Origin of the sequence: Flavobacterium cryoconiti, assembly GCF_048158645.1 — a bacterium.
Classification (GTDB): Bacteria; Bacteroidota; Bacteroidia; order Flavobacteriales; family Flavobacteriaceae; genus Flavobacterium; species Flavobacterium cryoconiti.
Genome location: NZ_JBLNKW010000013.1, coordinates 1 through 16,722 on the forward strand (window position 1 = coordinate 1; position 16,722 = coordinate 16,722).

The window sequence follows — 16,722 nt, forward strand, 5'->3', positions numbered from 1 at the left end:
CAATTTACCCCGAAATTAGGTGGTCAATTTGGATTGGAAAGTGGTGGTCAATTTGCTCCGGAACTGGTGGTCAATTTACACTGGAAAGTGGTGGTCAATTTGACCGGTTTTTCCAATGATGATTATAACAGCTTGTTTATTTTCGAGTTGTTCCAAAGCACAAAATACTGTTAAGCAAGAAAAAGATAATTTGAACCCAAATAGGATTCTTATTGTCTATTTAACTCGTACAAAGAACACTAAAGCAGTTGCGCAAATCATTCATAACCATATTGGTGGCAAATTAGTTGAATTAGAGCTTCAAAATCCTTACCCTGAAAATTACAAAGCAATTGTTGATCAGGTCGCCAAGGAAAACGAAACAGGGTTTTTACCACCACTCAAAACCAAAATTGACAGCATTGAAAAATATGATACTGTCTTTATAGGTTTTCCAACTTGGGGAATGCAATTACCCCCTCCAATAAAAAGTTTTTTAAGTCAATACAATTTAAAAGGTAAAACTATTATTCCATTTAACACCAATGCTGGTTATGGTATTGGGAGTAGTTTTGATAAGATTAAAGAACTATGCATTGAATGTAAAATATTGGAAGGATTTTCCATTAAAGGAGGTAAAGAAAGAGACGGAATTTTATTTGTGATGGAAGGTGAAAAGAAAATCGAAGCCGAAAAAGAAATACAAAAATGGTTAAAGGAAATAGGGATTCTGAAGAATTGAAATATTTGAAAGAACTGTAAAAAAAATAAGTATGAAGGATTTTAAAATTTTCACTTTTGTAGTGATGATAGTAAGCATTACATTGTTTCCTAATTACGCTAAAGCACATCAGATGGCAACTAACGACTGCAATTTAAGTGCAAAGGAAAAAAGCATTATTAACATTGCATCACTTACAGCAAAAGGCGATTTAGTCAAACTAAAATCAGAGTTAAACATAGGTCTTGAAGCGGGACTTACCGTGAATGAAGTAAAAGAAGTATTGGTTCATACCTATGCCTATTGCGGTTTTCCAAGGAGTATAAGAGGATTGCAAACTTTTATGGAAGTGCTTAACGAACGAAAAATAAAAGGTATTATTGATGCAGCAGGTAAGGATGCTTCTCCAATCAAAGAAGAGGTCAATAAATATGAAAGAGGCAAAAAGATTTTGGAACAACTTACCAAAACGCAACAATCGGATAGCCTTACTGGATATTCAGCTTTTGCACCGGTAATAGATATCTTTTTAAAAGAACATTTGTTCGCAGCAATTTTTGAAAGAGATGTTTTAACCTACACTCAAAGAGAATTGGTTACGCTTTCCGTTATCAGTGCGATTGGGGATGCTGAGCCAATGCTAAAAAGTCATTTGTCAATTGCTCTCAATCTCGGTTTATCGCCTGATCAATTGAAAGAATTTATAGGTGTAATCCAACCAATCATAGGAAGAAAGAAAACTAAAGCTACAAAAGAAGTTGTAAACGAAGTGCTGAAAAGCAAAAAATCTCAATAATTTTAAAATAAAAGAAATGAAAAAATCATCATTAATAATCGCATTAGTAATGTCAATAGCAGCTATAGATATGTCAAATGCTCAAACTACTCAAAAGACACATCAACAAAATCCATATACCTTAGTGTATGAGGGAGCAATAACTGAAAATGTTAAAGGGAAAGTAAACATCCATCCTGTCAGCTATAAAATTAAAGATATTACAATAGTTGCTAATGTTTACACACCTGCTAACTTTGAATCATCAAAAAAATATCCAACATTAGTTATTGCTCATCCTAATGGTGGTGTAAAAGAACAGGTGGCTGGGTTATGTGCTCAACGTTTAGCAGAACAGGGTTATATTACTATCACGGCAGATGCAGCATATCAAGGAGGTAGCGGCGGAGAGCCACGTAATGTGGATAAACCGGCAAACCGAATTGAAGATATACACGCAATGGCCGACTTTATTTCTCAATATAAAGGTGTTGACACAGCAAGACTTGGATTACTTGGAATTTGCGGCGGGGGTGGTTATTCTTTAAAGGCTGCCCAATCTGACAAACGATTTAAAGCAATAGCAACATTAAGCATGTTCAATTCAGGTGTAGTAAGACGTAACGGTTTTATGAACTCACAATTTTCAACGATCCAGGAACGATTAAAACAAGCTTCAGATGCCCGTGCCCAAGAAGCAGCAGGTGGTAAAATTATGTATGTAGGCGATACTCAACTCACAGATAAACAAATAGCAGCACTACCGTTTGATTTATATCGTGAGGGATTTGAGTATTACGGCAAAACACATGCTCATCCAAATTCCACATTCAGGTATACTATGAGTAGTCTTATGGATTTAATGACATTTGATGCCAGTAGTAATATGGACTTGATAAACCATCCTTTATTGATGATTGCAGGAAGCAAAGCCGATACTTTTTATATGACAGATGATGCATTCAACAAAGCAACCAATGCAAAAAATAAGGAATTATTTCTTATTAATGGAGCTACACACATACAAACCTATTGGAAGCCTGAATATGTATTACAAGCGGTAAATAAATTGGTAAATTTTTATCAAATCAATCTTTAAAGTTTAAAATGATGAAACTTAAATATATTGCAGGAATATTTCTTATTGGAGTGTCTGCTTTTACTTGCAATGCACAAAATAAATCAACACTTTCAACAAAAATGGAATCGCAAAAATCAATCATTTTCCCAAAAGGAGAAAAAATTACCAATTATAATTTTACTGGTAAAGCTTATTTACAAATGCTGATAGCTGCTGACAGTCTTAATCCAACCTCAGTAGGAAATGTAACCTTTGAACCTGGAGCAAGAACAAAATGGCATCTTCATCCGGGCGGACAAATTTTGTTGGCCACCGATGGAGTTGGATATTATCAGGAAAAAGGGCAACCTAAAAAAATACTTCGCAAAGGAGATGTAATCAAATGTCCACCAAATATTCAGCATTGGCACGGTGCTAGTGTTGATAGATATTTTGTTCAAGTAGCAATAACAAATACCCAAAACGGGGTGCCTGTTTGGTTAGAAGCTGTAACGGATGAAGAGTATACACAAGTTCAAACAAATAAATAGAAACAGAAAAAAATATCGCCAAAAACTAGTTGCAAAAGCACATGCCTGAAACCTTTAGTGATAATTATATCTGAAAATATTTAAAATTTAAATATTTCTTATTTTGGTTAAATAAATCCTGAATTAAACTGCATTCAATAATATAAAAAAATCCTGCTGAATTTTTTAGTAATTTTATCTTTCAAAAACAGTCGGCTAAGAGTTTCAAATCTTCGAGTAAAAAGGTTCGGATTTTGTACCATAATGTTCACTTAAACCGATACTTTAATTAGTATCGGTTTTTTTGTTTTTAGATGTATTGAAAACTCTTTTTATTATCTTATTTTTATAAAAAAATAGCATTCATGATTTTTTGTTTCAAACCATTTATAATCCTTTGTTCTCTTTTTTGGATTATTTCTTGTAAATCGCAATTGACTATTTCTGCTAATGAAGAAAAAAATAGTCCAATTATCAATGACACGACCTTCGTCAACTTAAAAGACTATAGTCAGGATTTTGTGTATGATATGAAATACGCAACAATGGATAATTTCCTAAAGGCAAAAGTATATGACTGTGCAGCATGTTTTTTAAGATTAAAAACTGTTGAAGCATTGCTGGAAGCCAATAAGAAATTCATAAAGAAAGGCTATAAAATCAAAATTTTTGATTGTTATCGCCCTTTAGATATCCAGAAAAAAATGTGGGAAATTGTTCCTAACCCAGAATATGTAGCTAATCCTGCTAAAGGCTCCATCCATAATAGAGGAGGAGCCGTAGATATTACTTTAGTCGACAGTAATGGAAAGGAATTAGATATGGGAACTTCTTTTGATTATTTTGGTGTTGAAGCCAGTCACAATTACCTAAATGTATCAGAAGATGTTAAAGCAAACAGGGAATTATTAAAAAGGATAATGAATAAAAACGGCTTCAATTCTTTTGATTCAGAATGGTGGCATTATAACCTAAGATCTGTTTTAAAAGAGAAAGTTTCTAATTTCAAATGGGATTGTAATTAACTTATTCTATACAATGGATGTTATTAATGAAATAAGTTTCTGGTTGATAAACCTCATTGTTTAATTCCGATTTAAATTCTTTTCTAAGAATATAATCTTCAGTGTCTGTCAAATATTTAATTCTCATCATTGATACAGGAGAATTTTTTAATTCTTCAAAACTATCTTTCATAAACATAAATTGACCTGAAATCACCCTATTGTCATAGCCTTTGTCATCACGAATCATAGTTCCACAATTCTCTTGATCGATATGCAGTAGTGTTATTATTTTTCCATTATTTAACTGCAAAAACAATTTTGAATTTTTGTCAAAGCAATTCGCTTTCATGAAGTCTTTACTCTTTTGAATCAATTGCACGTTCAATGTTGGTAAACCATCCGTTAAAGCCAATGAATAAAAGATATAACTGGAATTTCCGGCAAAATTTTTCTCACTAATCATGTATTCCTTTGTTGATTTATAAGTTCCCAAAGAATCAGTAACATTTACGCTATATTCACATGTTTTTTGTGCAAATAGGTTAAAGCTTAAGAATAATAGTATTGCGGTAATTGCTTGTTTCATTTCTATGATATTTTGGTGCAAATTAAAACTATTTTATGGTTATTTTCATCAGTTGTAAAAAAACAATATACATTTCCACCATCTTTTATTTTCCATTTTTTTCGAATAGTATCTACAGTGTCAGGAAAGTTTCGGGTTGTAATATTGGCTTTTGTATTTTCTAAATACATTTTCATTTCTGTCTTGCTATAAGCAAATGTATTTTGAATTTCAAAAACTCGTCCAGGAAAGGATATTAAGTCAAGTGAAGTGTATAAATGAGAGTGTTTGTGTAGCTTGTTTAGGTTGTAAAATGAACTTACTTCATCAAATCCACCAGATTTCATTATGGCACTATTTGGTTCATATAAATACTTCTGAGGAAAACTAAAATCAGCTAATTTAGTCTGTTCGCCCAAAACAAAGTCGAATGTTTCGTTCTTGTCTTTTAAAAGATTAACTGTTTTAATATTTACATTTCCAGAATAATCCTTGTGCAATTCCCATAATAATTCTTTTACTTCATTTTCTAGCGCTATTATATGAATCGTTTTAACATTTTGTAATTCTAATAATCCAGCGGAGATATCAAGTAACGGCGCTGTCTTTATTAAAATGGCATTCGAATTCTTAAAATAAAAATCTAGATTTTCTGGAACATTGGGCAAGCAATCTTTAAGCATAAATACTTTCCCCTTAACATCATTTCGACGTGAAGGATCGATATAAATCCAATCCCATTTTGTATTTAAAGTATTTAATGTAGTTAAACTATCTCCACTATAGCAAATGATATTCGAAACATTTAATTGCTCAAAATTATGTTTTACAAGGTCTGATAGTTCTGAATTGATTTCGCAATGAACGACAGTTTCTATTTTTTTTGCAAAATGGTAATCATCTACACCAAACCCCCCTGTTAAATCAATTAAACGTTCTCCTGAAACGATTGAAGCTTTATAAGAAGCTGTTTTTTCAGACGAAGTTTGTTCTATTGAGATTTTACTTGGATAAATAATATTTTTGGTGCTAAACCAATTAGGCAGTTTGTCCTTTGCTTTTGCTTTAGCTTCGATTTGATTTAAAATAGAAATCCAATCCACATCTGGAAAGGGATTTTTTTGAAGCGCTAATTTCGAAATAGAAATTCCGATATTTTCCCCTATAAATTCTTGAATTTCGGGATTTAGAATTTTTAAATCCAAGATTAAATATTTTTTGTTAATAGTTGTATAATCTTATTCTCAGGAAAAAATTCTTTACCAATTACTTTCAATATGGTAAATAATGGAACAGCTATAATCATTCCTAGTATTCCAAAAAGAAAGCCCGCAATTAATATGACAAGAAATATTTCTAATGGATGTGAGCTCACACTTTTTGAAAAAATAATAGGTTGAGACACATTATTATCAATAATTTGTACAATCCAAAAACCTATCAAAACATAAATGGTTGTTGGCAAAATTTGCGTTTGAAAATCACTACCTAAATTACCAATCATAGTCAAAATTGCAGCTAAAATTGAGGCAATTAATGGACCTACGTAAGGAATAATGTTTAAAACGGCACATAAAAAGGCGATGACAATTGCATTTGACACATCAAAAACAAGTAAAACGATAAAGTATAAAATAAACACAATAAATAATTGGAGTAGTAATCCAATAAAATAGCGGGATAATAAGTGATTTATTTTGTCTAAAGAATTTAAAATTTGATCTTCATGGCTGTCAGGAATTAATTTTTTGGCACCATCTTTAAATAATAATCTGTCTTTTAAAAAGAAAAAAGTAATGAAAAGTACTGAAGCTAATCCCATTCCAAAACTACTAATCGTACCTAAAACGGCATTTAGAAAATTTGGAATAAAATTAAAATTTATTTTAGAACTGATGTTAGATTCCTTTAGCATTTTTGTGGAATCAATATTATGACTTTCTAAAAATGAAGATATTTGGTTAATTAATTGAAGCGTATTTTTTTCTATTTCTGTGGTATTTAAAAGCGATAAATTTTGACCTTGTGATGAAATTAAAGGAATAAACATCATTATAAATCCAACTATTATAAGAACAAAAATTAATAATGTTGCAATTGTAGCAAATATATGTTTGAATTTTAATCTTCTTTTAAAAAAATCTAAAATTGGATTTCCAATTAATGTAAGAATTAATGCAACTATTAGATAAATCAGTACCGATTGAATTTGATATAGAAAATAAAGAGATAATGCGACTAAAACGATAGTACTTATTGCTCTTAAAATTCCATTAGCTATAATTTTTGATGTAATCATTTATATTTTTTAGGATATAAAGATAAAAAAAAACTCGCTAACAAGTAGCGAGTTTTAAATTCTAAAATCCGAAAAATTATATACCGAAACCTGCTCTGGCTCCACCAGAAACAAATAAAGCAGACATTCTTGCTTTTTGACCATTGGTAAACATGTACATTCCTTTGTCATCAGTATAATCCATATAATTCATAGTCATTTCGTTGTGAGCTGGCAAACATGGACTTAAATAAGGATATACAGGGTCACCAAAGTTTGCAGTTTTATGAACAGGCGTATCAGAAACTAAATCGTTTCCACAAGAGGCATCACCCCAAATGTGACGAAGGTTCATCCAATGGCCAACTTCGTGAGATGCAGTTCTTCCTAAGTTATAGGGGGAACTTGCAGCACTTGATAAACCAAAATAGAAAGAATCGATAACGACTCCGTCAGTTACTGAAGAACCTCCGGGAAATTGTGCATATCCTAAAATTCCACCTCCTATAGTACAAGCCCATATATTTAATGTTGTGGATGGTGAAGTTGGATCAATACCTCCTTTTTTTGAACTCTTCATTGCATCTCTTGTTCCCCAAGATGTTTTTGTAGTAGATTTTCGAATCGTATTTGCTAATTCAAAGGTGATACCGATATTTGCTGCTACACCTGAAAACTCACTTGGGATATTCTTAAAATCAGTATTGGTCGCAGTGTAATCTTTGTTCAATACATCAATTTGGGATTGTATCTGAGCATTAGAGATGTTTTCTGCGGCTGTTCTGTACAATACATTTACAACAACAGGAATTACTATTTTACCATTAACTAAACGGTTCGTTAACATTGCTTTTTGTGTAAAAGCTTCAATTTGATTCATTCTTAAAGCTAATGTAGGATCAGCTTTCAATTGTTCCGCTAAAACATCTTGTGAAGCACATGTTCGTCGGGCAATAGAGTTTGTCGTATTGGGCGTTAAATCTGTTTGGTCATTTTGACAAGAAAACAGCATCAAAAATGCTGTTGCAGTTAAAATAATTTTTTTCATAATAGTAATTTTTTAAGATTATAAAATACTGTTTATCAAATAAATAATAAGCAATTTACGATTATTATTTATTAAAAATAAATTTATAAGCTTTAAATTATATTGGACCATTACCATTAAAGGAAAATGATTTTCTAAAAGATTCATCAGAGCTATTCAAAAAAAACTCGCTAACAAGTAGCGAGTTTAAAAATCTAAAAACTAAAAAAAAAATTATATTCCGAAACCTGCTCTAGCTCCGCCAGAAACGAATAAAGCAGTCATTCTCGCTTTTTGTCCATTAGTAAACATAAACATTCCTCTATCGTCAGTATAATCCATGTAATTCATAGTCATTTCATTATGAGCAGGTAAACATGTACTTACGTAAGGGTATGTTGGTACACCAAAGTTTGAAGTTTTAGCAACAGGAGTATCAGAAACTAAATCGTCTCCACAAGATGCATCACCCCAAATATGTCTAAGGTTCATCCAGTGACCAACTTCATGAGATGCAGTTCTTCCTAAATTGTAAGGATAGCTAGCAGCGCTTGATAATCCAAAGTAATTAGAATCAATTACTACTCCGTCAGTTGCTAATGAACCACCAGGAAATTGAGCGTATCCTAAGATTCCTCCTCCAATTGTACATGCCCATAAGTTAAGGTTTGTACTTGGTGAAGTTGGATCTAATCCTCCTTGTTTAGTCTTTTTCATGGCATCTCTAGTTCCCCATGAAGTTTTAGTAGTCGATTTTCTATTGATTTTCACTAATTCGAAAGTGATACCAATATTTGCAGCAACTCCAGCAAACTCAGCAGGAGTACTGCTGAAATCAGGATTTGTAGCAGTATAATCTTTGTTTAATACATCAATTTGTGATTGTATTTGTGCATCAGAGATATTTTCAGCTGCAGTTCTGTACAATACATTTACTACTACTGGAATTACCACTTTACCATTTACTAAACGGTTAGTCAACATTGATTTTTGTGTAAAAGCTTCAATTTGGTTCATTCTTAAAGCTAATGTAGGGTCAGCTTTTAATTGTTCCGCTAATACATCTTGTGAAGCGCATGAGCGGCGTGCAGTAGCATTTGTTGCTGAAACTGTTGATTCAGTTTGGTCATTTTGACATGAAAATAGCATTAAAAACGCTGTTGCAGTTAAAAGAATTTTTTTCATAATAATACTGGTTTTTTGTTATAAAAAATTGATTTGGGTTAATAATAATGCAATTTTATAACAAATTATTCGATAAAACAAATTTTTGTAAAAAAAAATAAAAAATCAACTATATCGATATAGTAGTAACTTGTGCGACATTGATACTGCTGTTCTCGTCAAATATATTGATGTATGCGATTTGATTTAAAATTGTTAAAAGTTCATTAAAAACACATCCATTTTGTTGTCTATTTTTAATGAAACTTAAAAAAATCTTTTAAAAGGTTTATTTGTATCGGTAATTTCTAAGGAAATAATTCCGAGTAATACTCCAGTAAATTATTGGTTTCATTAATTATAGAGAATGGTACGTAAAGAAAGGTACTTTGGGCTGTTTTATGAATTGAGGGAATATTCTTTTCTTAAAAGATGATTTTTTCAACACTAAAAGCTTCACTAATTCTAAAAAGTGAGCCCATTTTGTTTTGGAAATAAATATAATGTATGCTGAAAATGATAGGAAATGTTTTCTTTCGAATTGATATCTTTATGCTCTAGTTTTAGAGATTAATTATTAAAGATATAATTAATAATGTTTGCGCCCATTTTTAATGCTTTTTCGCGAACATCTGCGGGATCGTTATGCACTTCAGGATCTTCCCATCCATCGCCTAAATCGCATTCGTATGTATAAAGAAGTACCAATTTACTTTCTATAAATATTCCAAAAGCTTGTGGTCGTTTTCCATCATGTTCGTGAATTTTTGGTAATCCATTAGGGAAAAGATATGGTTTTTGAAAAATAGCATGATTTGCAGGAATTTCGACTAGATCATTGTTTGGAAATAGTTTCTTTATTTCTTTTCTAATGTATTGATCCATACCGTAATTATCATCAATGTGAAGAAAACCTCCTGCAAGCAAATAATTCCTAAGATTAATGACTTCAGTATCGCTAAAAACAACATTTCCGTGTCCAGTCATGTGAACAAATGGATAGGAAAGTAAATCCGGACTTCCCGGCTCAACGGTTCCTGGTTTAGGTTTTATTTTGGTATTGATATTGGCATTGCAATATTTTATCAAATTAGGCAATGAAGTGGGATTAGCATACCAATCACCACCGCCACTATATTTTAATAATGCAATTTCCTGTGAAAATGAAGTAACAGAAATTAATAGTAATAAATAATATATTTTTTTCATAACTATAAATTCGGAATCATTAATTCTTAATTTTCATTAACAAAAACTACGCTATGACAAGCAACAATTGCTGCAGTTTCTGTTCTTAATCGGGTATTTCCTAAAGAAACCGGAATATAATTTGAATCAAGTGCTAATTCGATTTCTTTTTCTGTAAAATCTCCTTCTGGACCTATGAGTATTGTAACATTTTCATTCGGTTTTAAGGCTGTTTTTAAAGTTTTTTTATCGGTTTCCTCGCAATGAGCTATAAAATTTAATCCTTCTTGTTTTTGTTTCAAAAATTCTTTGAACGATATAGCATTATTTAATTTAGGAAGAAATAATACATTAGATTGCTTCATGGCAGTCAATAAAATTTTATCAAATCTTTCGGTATTGATTACTTTTCGTTCGGAACGATCGCAAATAATAGGGGTGATTTCATGAATACCAATTTCGGTAGCTTTTTCTAAAAACCATTCGAAACGATCATTCATTTTGGTTGGAGCTACTACTAAATGCAAATGAAATTTAGGAGTTGCTGATTTTTCAAAAGAAATAATTTTTACTGTGCATTTATTGTCGGATGCTAAGGTAATTTCGGTTTTAAATAAATATCCTAAGCCATTGGTTACAAATAAAATATCACTGTCTTTTTTGCGTAATACTTTAATTATATGCTTACTTTCTTCTTTGTCAAAAGAAAAGCTTTCAGTGGTCTCGTTTATATTTGGATTATAAAATAATTGCATAATTTAGAATTGTATTCTTGCTTTAGAAACGACAGATGAAGCTTCAAATTTTTCATTTAAAAATTTTTGGTAACCTACAATTCCAATCATTGCAGCATTATCCGTGGTGTACTCAAATTTAGGAATAAATGTTTTCCATCCGTATTTATTTTCGGCTTCCGCCAAAGTGTTTCTTATTCCTGAATTGGCCGAAACTCCTCCGCCAATTGCTATTTGTTTTATTCCCGTTTCCTTTACGGCTAATTTTAATTTATCCATCAGAATTTCAATAATTGTATATTGAATTGAGGCACAAATGTCATTTAGATTTTCATCAATAAAATTAGGATTCTCTAGTTTTTTCTTTTGAATAAAATATAAAATTGCGGTTTTTAAACCTGAGAAACTAAAATCTAATCCTAGAACTTTTGGTTTTGTAAAAGCAAAAGCTTTAGGATTCCCTAATTGCGCATATTTATCTATTAAAGGTCCGCCTGGATATGGGAGTCCAAGTATTTTTGCACTTTTATCAAAAGCTTCTCCAACAGCATCATCAGTGGTTTCTCCTATAATTGTCATATCAAAGAAATCATCTACTCTCACAATCTGGGTATGTCCGCCACTTATGGTCAAGGCCAAAAAGGGAAAGGTAGGTTTTTCAAATCCTTCTTCATGTATAAAATGTGCCAAAATATGGGCATGCATATGATTTACGGCAATTAAAGGAATCTTTAAGGCCAATGCCAATGATTTGGCAAATGAACTTCCTACTAAAAGGGAACCCATTAACCCAGGTCCTTGAGTAAAAGCAATTGCGGACAACTGTTCTTTTTGTATATTTGCTTTTTTAAGTGCGGCATCAATAACCGGCACTATATTTTGTTGATGCGCACGTGAAGCTAATTCAGGAACTACACCGCCATATTGATTGTGAATCAATTGATTAGCAACAATATTTGATAGTACTTTGTCTTTTTGTAAAACAGCTGCTGCCGTATCATCGCAAGAACTTTCAATAGCAAGAATAAAAACCTCGGGATTTTGCATAAAAAGGCACAAATTTTGAATTATATTTGACAATCCTATGTAAAAAATGTTTTTTTACATAAAAAGGCAAAATTAAAGAATTTTTATTAAAGCTGTTGCTGTTTCCAAAAGCAAAATAAAATTTTATAAAAAATTAAAACACTATATAAGTATCAAAAAATTTAAAAAAATAGTATTTCGTTCTCTACTTGGACTAATCCTACTTTTATTGGTGCTTGGAATAGCCCTTTCGACACCTTATGTTCAAACAAAAATTGCTCAATATTTTGTTCGAAGTATAAATAAAGATTTCGGAATTAATATCTCTATTGACGGAGTTGCAGTATCTGCTTTTGGAGGTGTGAAATTTAAAAAAGTACTAATTATTGATCATCATAAAGATACTCTTATTTATGCTGATAGAATAAAAACTACCATTCTAGAAGGAAAAAAATTATTGGATGGTGACTTGATTTTTGGAGATTTGCGTTTAGACGGATTAGTTTTCAATCTAAAAACATATAAGAATGAAAAAGAGTCGAATATAGATATATTCATTGCTGCTTTTGGAACTGGAAAGCCATCTCAAAAGCATTTTTTGCTTAAATCCAGTAAGTTGCATATTTATAACGGCCATTTTATTTTAACAGATGAAAATCGGGAAACTCCAAAATCAGTTGATTTTACTCATTTAAATGCTTCTGTAAATAATTTTCAGATATACGGACCAGAAGTAACTACTATTATTACTAAAATGTCCTTTCTGGATCACCGAGGTTTGTATGTTGAAAATTTAAGTTCGAAATTTAGCTATTCTAAAAAGAGTATAAAATTAGAAAACCTTGATTTAGTAACGAAAGATTCGAAGTTGAAGGGAGATGTTTATCTAAATTATAAGATTGAGGATTTCTCTAATTTTACTGATAAAGTTCAATTTGATATAAAACTGAAATCGACTTCGATAGCTTCAAATGATATTCGCTTTTTTTATAAAGAATTAGGTAAAAATCAGCATTTTTATACTAATGCAACTATTAAAGGTACTCTTAATGATTTAAAAATTACAAATCTTAATTTAATAGATTCTAAGAATACACAGATTATAGGAAATGTTAACTTCAAGAATCTTTTTGCTAAAAAAGATCAAAAGTTTTATATGTACGGTAAGTTCAAAAAGCTTTCGTCGAGTTATGATAATCTTATAGTTATACTTCCGGATATTCTTGGAAAGAAATTACCAACTACATTAAAAAAATTAGGAAAATTTACTGCAGTAGGTATTACCCAGATTACAACTACTGCTATTGAAGCTAGTTTTTCTATGGCTACCGCTTTAGGAAAAGTGCAGTCTGATTTGAAAATGAAAAACTTAGATTTCATTGACAAAGCATCATATGTAGGTAAAGTTGTTTTAGAAGATTTTGATATTGGTAGATTATTCGAAAGGAAAGACTTTGGGAAAGTCAGTATGAATATAGATGTTGATGGGAAAGGTTTTAAAGAAAAATATTTAGATACATCGATAAAAGGAGATGTTACTAAAATTGATTATAACAATTATACTTATAATAATGTTGTGGTCAACGGTAAATTTAAAATGCCTAATTATAAAGGTCAGATTTCTGTAAATGATCCTAATTTGAGTATGACATTTGATGGATTATTAGATTTAAGTAAAAAAGATAGCCGTTATGATTTTCATATTAATGTTGAAAATGCTGATTTACATAAATTGAATTTTGTAAAAGATTCCGTTTCGATATTTAAAGGCGATGTTGTTGTTCAAGCTTCTGGGAACACCATAGAAAATCTGCAAGGGAATTTATTTATTAATGCGACCTCATATCAAAATGTAAAAGGAATCTACAGTTTTAATGATTTTGCCGTAAGTTCAGTTTTTGATCAAAATAAAGTTAGAACAATAACTGTAAATTCCCCTGATATTATCCAAGGCCAGATTGTGGGTAAATACGAATTTAGTCAATTGAAAAATATGGTGACAAATTCGTTGGGTAGTCTTTACACAAATTACAAGCCAAATAAGGTAAAAAAAGGACAGTTCCTGAAATTTGATTTTACAATTTATAATAAAATTATTGAAATTTTTTATCCTGATATTTCAATTGGCGCAAATACCATCCTGAAAGGAAATATAAACTCGGACAATCAGGAATTTAAGCTTAATTTCAATTCGCCGCAAATTGTAGCTTCAAACAATACTTTTGATAATATTAGAATAGCTGTAGATAATAAAAACCCGCTTTACAATGCTTATATAGAATTAGATAGTATTAAAAATAAATACTATAAAATTCGTGACTTTAGTTTGATAAATGTCACAATGAAAGATACTTTATACTTTCGTTCTGAATTTAAAGGAGGTGCAAAAGGGGAAGATTATTATAATTTAAATTTATATCATACTATAAATGCAGCCAATAAAAATGTTGTGGGTATTAGTAAATCTGAAGTTAAATTTAAAGATTATCTGTGGTTTTTGAATGCCAAAGAAACGCCTGATAATCAAATAGTTTTTGATAAGGCTTTTAAAAATTTCAATATTGATAATATCATTTTGTCTCATGAAAATCAAGAAATTTCATTGAAAGGAGATTTAAAAGACACGTCCTATAAAGATTTGAAACTGAGTTTTAAAAATGTTGATTTAAATAAAATTACACCGGATAATAACAAATTTGTCTTTAATGGTAATATCAATGGAGAAGTAAATTATAAACAAGATAAAAATGTTTTTCAACCTACAGCATCCATAATAATTGATCATCTGAATTTGAATAAAACGGATTTAGGTATTTTGAATTTTGATATTCAAGGGGATGAGAGTTTTAAAAAATTTACTATAAATTCGAATCTCGAAAATGAAAATTTCCAATCTTTTAATGCTGATGGGAATTTTGAAATTGTAGATAAAGAAACAATTCTAGATTTAAAACTGAAATTCGAGAAATTTAATTTAGGAGTGTTAAGTTCTTTGGGAGGTGAGGTTTTGTCAAATATTAGAGGTTCTGTGTCTGGTAATTCGACGATTCAAGGAAATCTTAATAAACCAGAAATAAACGGTCGCCTCTATGTAGATAATGCAGGAATGACCATTCCGTATTTGAATGTAGATTATGAATTAAAAGACAAGACAATTGTTGATTTGGCTGATGAGAAGTTTTTGTTTAGAAATAATACACTAACGGATACTAAGTATGGAACTAAAGGAACTTTAAATGGAAGTATTAGTCATCATAATTTTGGTGATTGGAAATTAGATTTGGCTATTAATTCAAAAAATCTATTGGCTTTAGATACAAAAGACAGCGAAGACGCAGCTTATTACGGTACCGCTTTTATAGATGGTACTGCAACGATTAAGGGACCAACGAATTCCTTATTTATAAAAGTTGATGCGAAATCTGAAAAAGGAACTGCAATAAAAATACCTATTAATAATGCTGAAAGTGTTAGTGATAATAATTTCATTCATTTTGTTACGGCTAAAGAAAAATATAATATTCAAAAAGGGATTTACGAGAATACCAGAAATTATAATGGTTTAGAATTAGAGTTTGATTTTGATATAACTCCAAATGCTGAAGTAGAAGTTATTTTAGATAGAAATACGGGACACGGAATGAAAGGAAAAGGTTTTGGATCCTTATTATTTAAGATAAACACTTTAGGGAAATTTAATATGTGGGGAGATTTCCAGGCATACGAAGGGACTTATAATTTTAAATATGGCGGATTGATTGATAAAAAGTTTGCTGTAAAAAAAGGAGGTTCAATTTCTTGGGAAGGGAATCCCATGAAAGCACAATTAAATTTGGAGGCAGTTTACAAAACAACGGCAAATCCTGCTGTATTATTAGAAAATTCTTCTTTCAATACTAAAGTTCCTGTTGAAGTTGTGATAGGTCTTAGAGGGGATTTAACAAGTCCGGAGCCAGATTTTAATATTGAATTTCCAACGGTAAGTAATGTCTTGAAATCAGAAATTCAGTATAAATTAAATGATAAGGATGTCAGACAAACGCAGGCATTATATTTATTGTCATCAGGTGGTTTTTTAAGCCCTGAAGGAGTAAATCAATCTGATTTTTCAGGTAGTTTATTTGAAACAGCAACTAGTTTATTAGGTGGTATCATACAATCTGATAACGAAAAATTTAAAGTTGGAATTAATTTTATTGGTGCTGATAAAAGAATCGGTAGAGAAACGGATGGAAGATTTGTTGCTACGATTTCATCAAAAATTAATGAAAGGATTACTATTAATGGAAAAGTTGGGGTGCCATTTGGCGGAATAAATGAATCAGCAATTGTAGGTGATTTAGAAGTGCTTTACAGGGTTAACGAAGATGGTACTATGAATTTACGCCTTTTCAATAAAGAAAACGATATTAATTATATAGGTCAAGGAATAGGTTACACACAAGGTTTAGGGGTTTCTTATGAGGTGGATTTTGACACTTTTAAAGAATTAGTTAATAAAATATTTAAAAAACATAAACTGGATAGAGAAATTAAGCCTACTAGTGAGGACCAAGATTCTAGTTTATCTCCAGATTATATTAACTTTTCGAAACCTAAAAAACCGACTACAGAAAAGCAAAAAACCAACCAGGAAGCTGTTATTCCTAAAGAAGATTAGTCCGTTTA

Annotated in this window: 14 protein-coding genes; 6 read left to right on the forward strand and 8 right to left on the reverse strand. The window is 30.9% G+C overall.

Annotation, left to right across the window (positions count from 1 at the left end):
- Positions 1-115 precede the first annotated feature (115 nt).
- The 5 genes from ACM55H_RS16375 to ACM55H_RS16395 all read left to right on the forward strand — a co-directional run bounded on the left by ACM55H_RS16375 (position 116) and on the right by ACM55H_RS16395 (position 4,090).
- Entirely contained in the window at positions 116-721 is a 606-nt protein-coding gene (locus tag ACM55H_RS16375; protein WP_416837534.1) for a flavodoxin family protein, read from the forward strand.
- 31 nt (positions 722-752) lie between these two features.
- Complete coding sequence (locus tag ACM55H_RS16380; protein WP_416837535.1) at positions 753-1,496, forward strand: carboxymuconolactone decarboxylase family protein; 744 nt, start codon at positions 753-755, stop codon at positions 1,494-1,496.
- Between the two features lie 16 nt (positions 1,497-1,512).
- The gene (locus ACM55H_RS16385) at positions 1,513-2,574 is read left to right on the forward strand and encodes an alpha/beta hydrolase (RefSeq protein ID WP_416837536.1); all 1,062 of its coding nucleotides are present in this window, start codon (positions 1,513-1,515) and stop codon (positions 2,572-2,574) included.
- Between the two features lie 8 nt (positions 2,575-2,582).
- Positions 2,583-3,086 (forward strand): cupin domain-containing protein, encoded by a 504-nt coding sequence (locus tag ACM55H_RS16390; RefSeq protein ID WP_416837537.1) that lies wholly within the window; start codon positions 2,583-2,585, stop codon positions 3,084-3,086.
- A gap of 344 nt (positions 3,087-3,430) precedes the next feature.
- On the forward strand, positions 3,431-4,090 hold the full coding sequence (locus tag ACM55H_RS16395) for a M15 family metallopeptidase (protein ID WP_416837538.1): 660 nt from the start codon (positions 3,431-3,433) through the stop codon (positions 4,088-4,090).
- 1 nt (position 4,091) lies between these two features.
- Here ACM55H_RS16395 and ACM55H_RS16400 read toward each other — a convergent pair whose 3' ends face one another.
- The 8 genes from ACM55H_RS16400 to tsaD all read right to left on the reverse strand — a co-directional run bounded on the left by ACM55H_RS16400 (position 4,092) and on the right by tsaD (position 12,075).
- Positions 4,092-4,658, reverse strand: a complete 567-nt coding sequence (locus ACM55H_RS16400) for a hypothetical protein (protein WP_416837539.1) — start codon at positions 4,656-4,658, stop codon at positions 4,092-4,094.
- A 2-nt stretch (positions 4,659-4,660) separates the two neighbouring features.
- Complete coding sequence (locus ACM55H_RS16405) at positions 4,661-5,842, reverse strand: class I SAM-dependent methyltransferase (RefSeq protein ID WP_416837540.1); 1,182 nt, start codon at positions 5,840-5,842, stop codon at positions 4,661-4,663.
- A gap of 2 nt (positions 5,843-5,844) precedes the next feature.
- Entirely contained in the window at positions 5,845-6,936 is a 1,092-nt protein-coding gene (locus ACM55H_RS16410) for an AI-2E family transporter (RefSeq protein ID WP_416837541.1), read from the reverse strand.
- A 76-nt stretch (positions 6,937-7,012) separates the two neighbouring features.
- Complete coding sequence (locus tag ACM55H_RS16415) at positions 7,013-7,963, reverse strand: zinc metalloprotease (RefSeq protein ID WP_416837542.1); 951 nt, start codon at positions 7,961-7,963, stop codon at positions 7,013-7,015.
- A 213-nt stretch (positions 7,964-8,176) separates the two neighbouring features.
- Entirely contained in the window at positions 8,177-9,127 is a 951-nt protein-coding gene (locus ACM55H_RS16420) for a zinc metalloprotease (protein ID WP_416837543.1), read from the reverse strand.
- A gap of 549 nt (positions 9,128-9,676) precedes the next feature.
- Positions 9,677-10,315 (reverse strand): DUF4159 domain-containing protein, encoded by a 639-nt coding sequence (locus ACM55H_RS16425; protein WP_416837544.1) that lies wholly within the window; start codon positions 10,313-10,315, stop codon positions 9,677-9,679.
- A gap of 26 nt (positions 10,316-10,341) precedes the next feature.
- Positions 10,342-11,049 carry a 16S rRNA (uracil(1498)-N(3))-methyltransferase gene (locus tag ACM55H_RS16430; RefSeq protein WP_416837545.1) on the reverse strand — a complete coding sequence of 236 codons (708 nt, stop codon included), beginning with the start codon at positions 11,047-11,049 and terminating at the stop codon, positions 10,342-10,344.
- A gap of 3 nt (positions 11,050-11,052) precedes the next feature.
- Positions 11,053-12,075, reverse strand: a complete 1,023-nt coding sequence (tsaD, locus tag ACM55H_RS16435) for a tRNA (adenosine(37)-N6)-threonylcarbamoyltransferase complex transferase subunit TsaD (protein WP_416837546.1) — start codon at positions 12,073-12,075, stop codon at positions 11,053-11,055.
- A 211-nt stretch (positions 12,076-12,286) separates the two neighbouring features.
- Between tsaD and ACM55H_RS16440 the strand changes: the two genes are divergently transcribed.
- Positions 12,287-16,714 (forward strand): translocation/assembly module TamB domain-containing protein, encoded by a 4,428-nt coding sequence (locus ACM55H_RS16440; protein WP_416837602.1) that lies wholly within the window; start codon positions 12,287-12,289, stop codon positions 16,712-16,714.
- Positions 16,715-16,722: the final 8 nt, after the last annotated feature.

What these genes read in the sequence shown, in the direction of transcription:
- ACM55H_RS16375 (WP_416837534.1), top strand. Translation starts at nt 116, where the DNA reads ATGATGATTATAACAGCTTGTTTATTTTCGAGTTGTTCCAAAGCACAA.
- ACM55H_RS16380 (WP_416837535.1), top strand. Translation starts at nt 753, where the DNA reads ATGAAGGATTTTAAAATTTTCACTTTTGTAGTGATGATAGTAAGCATT.
- ACM55H_RS16385 (WP_416837536.1), top strand. Translation starts at nt 1,513, where the DNA reads ATGAAAAAATCATCATTAATAATCGCATTAGTAATGTCAATAGCAGCT.
- ACM55H_RS16390 (WP_416837537.1), top strand. Translation starts at nt 2,583, where the DNA reads ATGATGAAACTTAAATATATTGCAGGAATATTTCTTATTGGAGTGTCT.
- ACM55H_RS16395 (WP_416837538.1), top strand. Translation starts at nt 3,431, where the DNA reads ATGATTTTTTGTTTCAAACCATTTATAATCCTTTGTTCTCTTTTTTGG.
- ACM55H_RS16400 (WP_416837539.1), bottom strand. Translation starts at nt 4,658, where the DNA reads ATGAAACAAGCAATTACCGCAATACTATTATTCTTAAGCTTTAACCTA.
- ACM55H_RS16410 (WP_416837541.1), bottom strand. Translation starts at nt 6,936, where the DNA reads ATGATTACATCAAAAATTATAGCTAATGGAATTTTAAGAGCAATAAGT.
- ACM55H_RS16415 (WP_416837542.1), bottom strand. Translation starts at nt 7,963, where the DNA reads ATGAAAAAAATTATTTTAACTGCAACAGCATTTTTGATGCTGTTTTCT.
- ACM55H_RS16420 (WP_416837543.1), bottom strand. Translation starts at nt 9,127, where the DNA reads ATGAAAAAAATTCTTTTAACTGCAACAGCGTTTTTAATGCTATTTTCA.
- ACM55H_RS16425 (WP_416837544.1), bottom strand. Translation starts at nt 10,315, where the DNA reads ATGAAAAAAATATATTATTTATTACTATTAATTTCTGTTACTTCATTT.
- ACM55H_RS16430 (WP_416837545.1), bottom strand. Translation starts at nt 11,049, where the DNA reads ATGCAATTATTTTATAATCCAAATATAAACGAGACCACTGAAAGCTTT.
- tsaD (WP_416837546.1), bottom strand. Translation starts at nt 12,075, where the DNA reads ATGCAAAATCCCGAGGTTTTTATTCTTGCTATTGAAAGTTCTTGCGAT.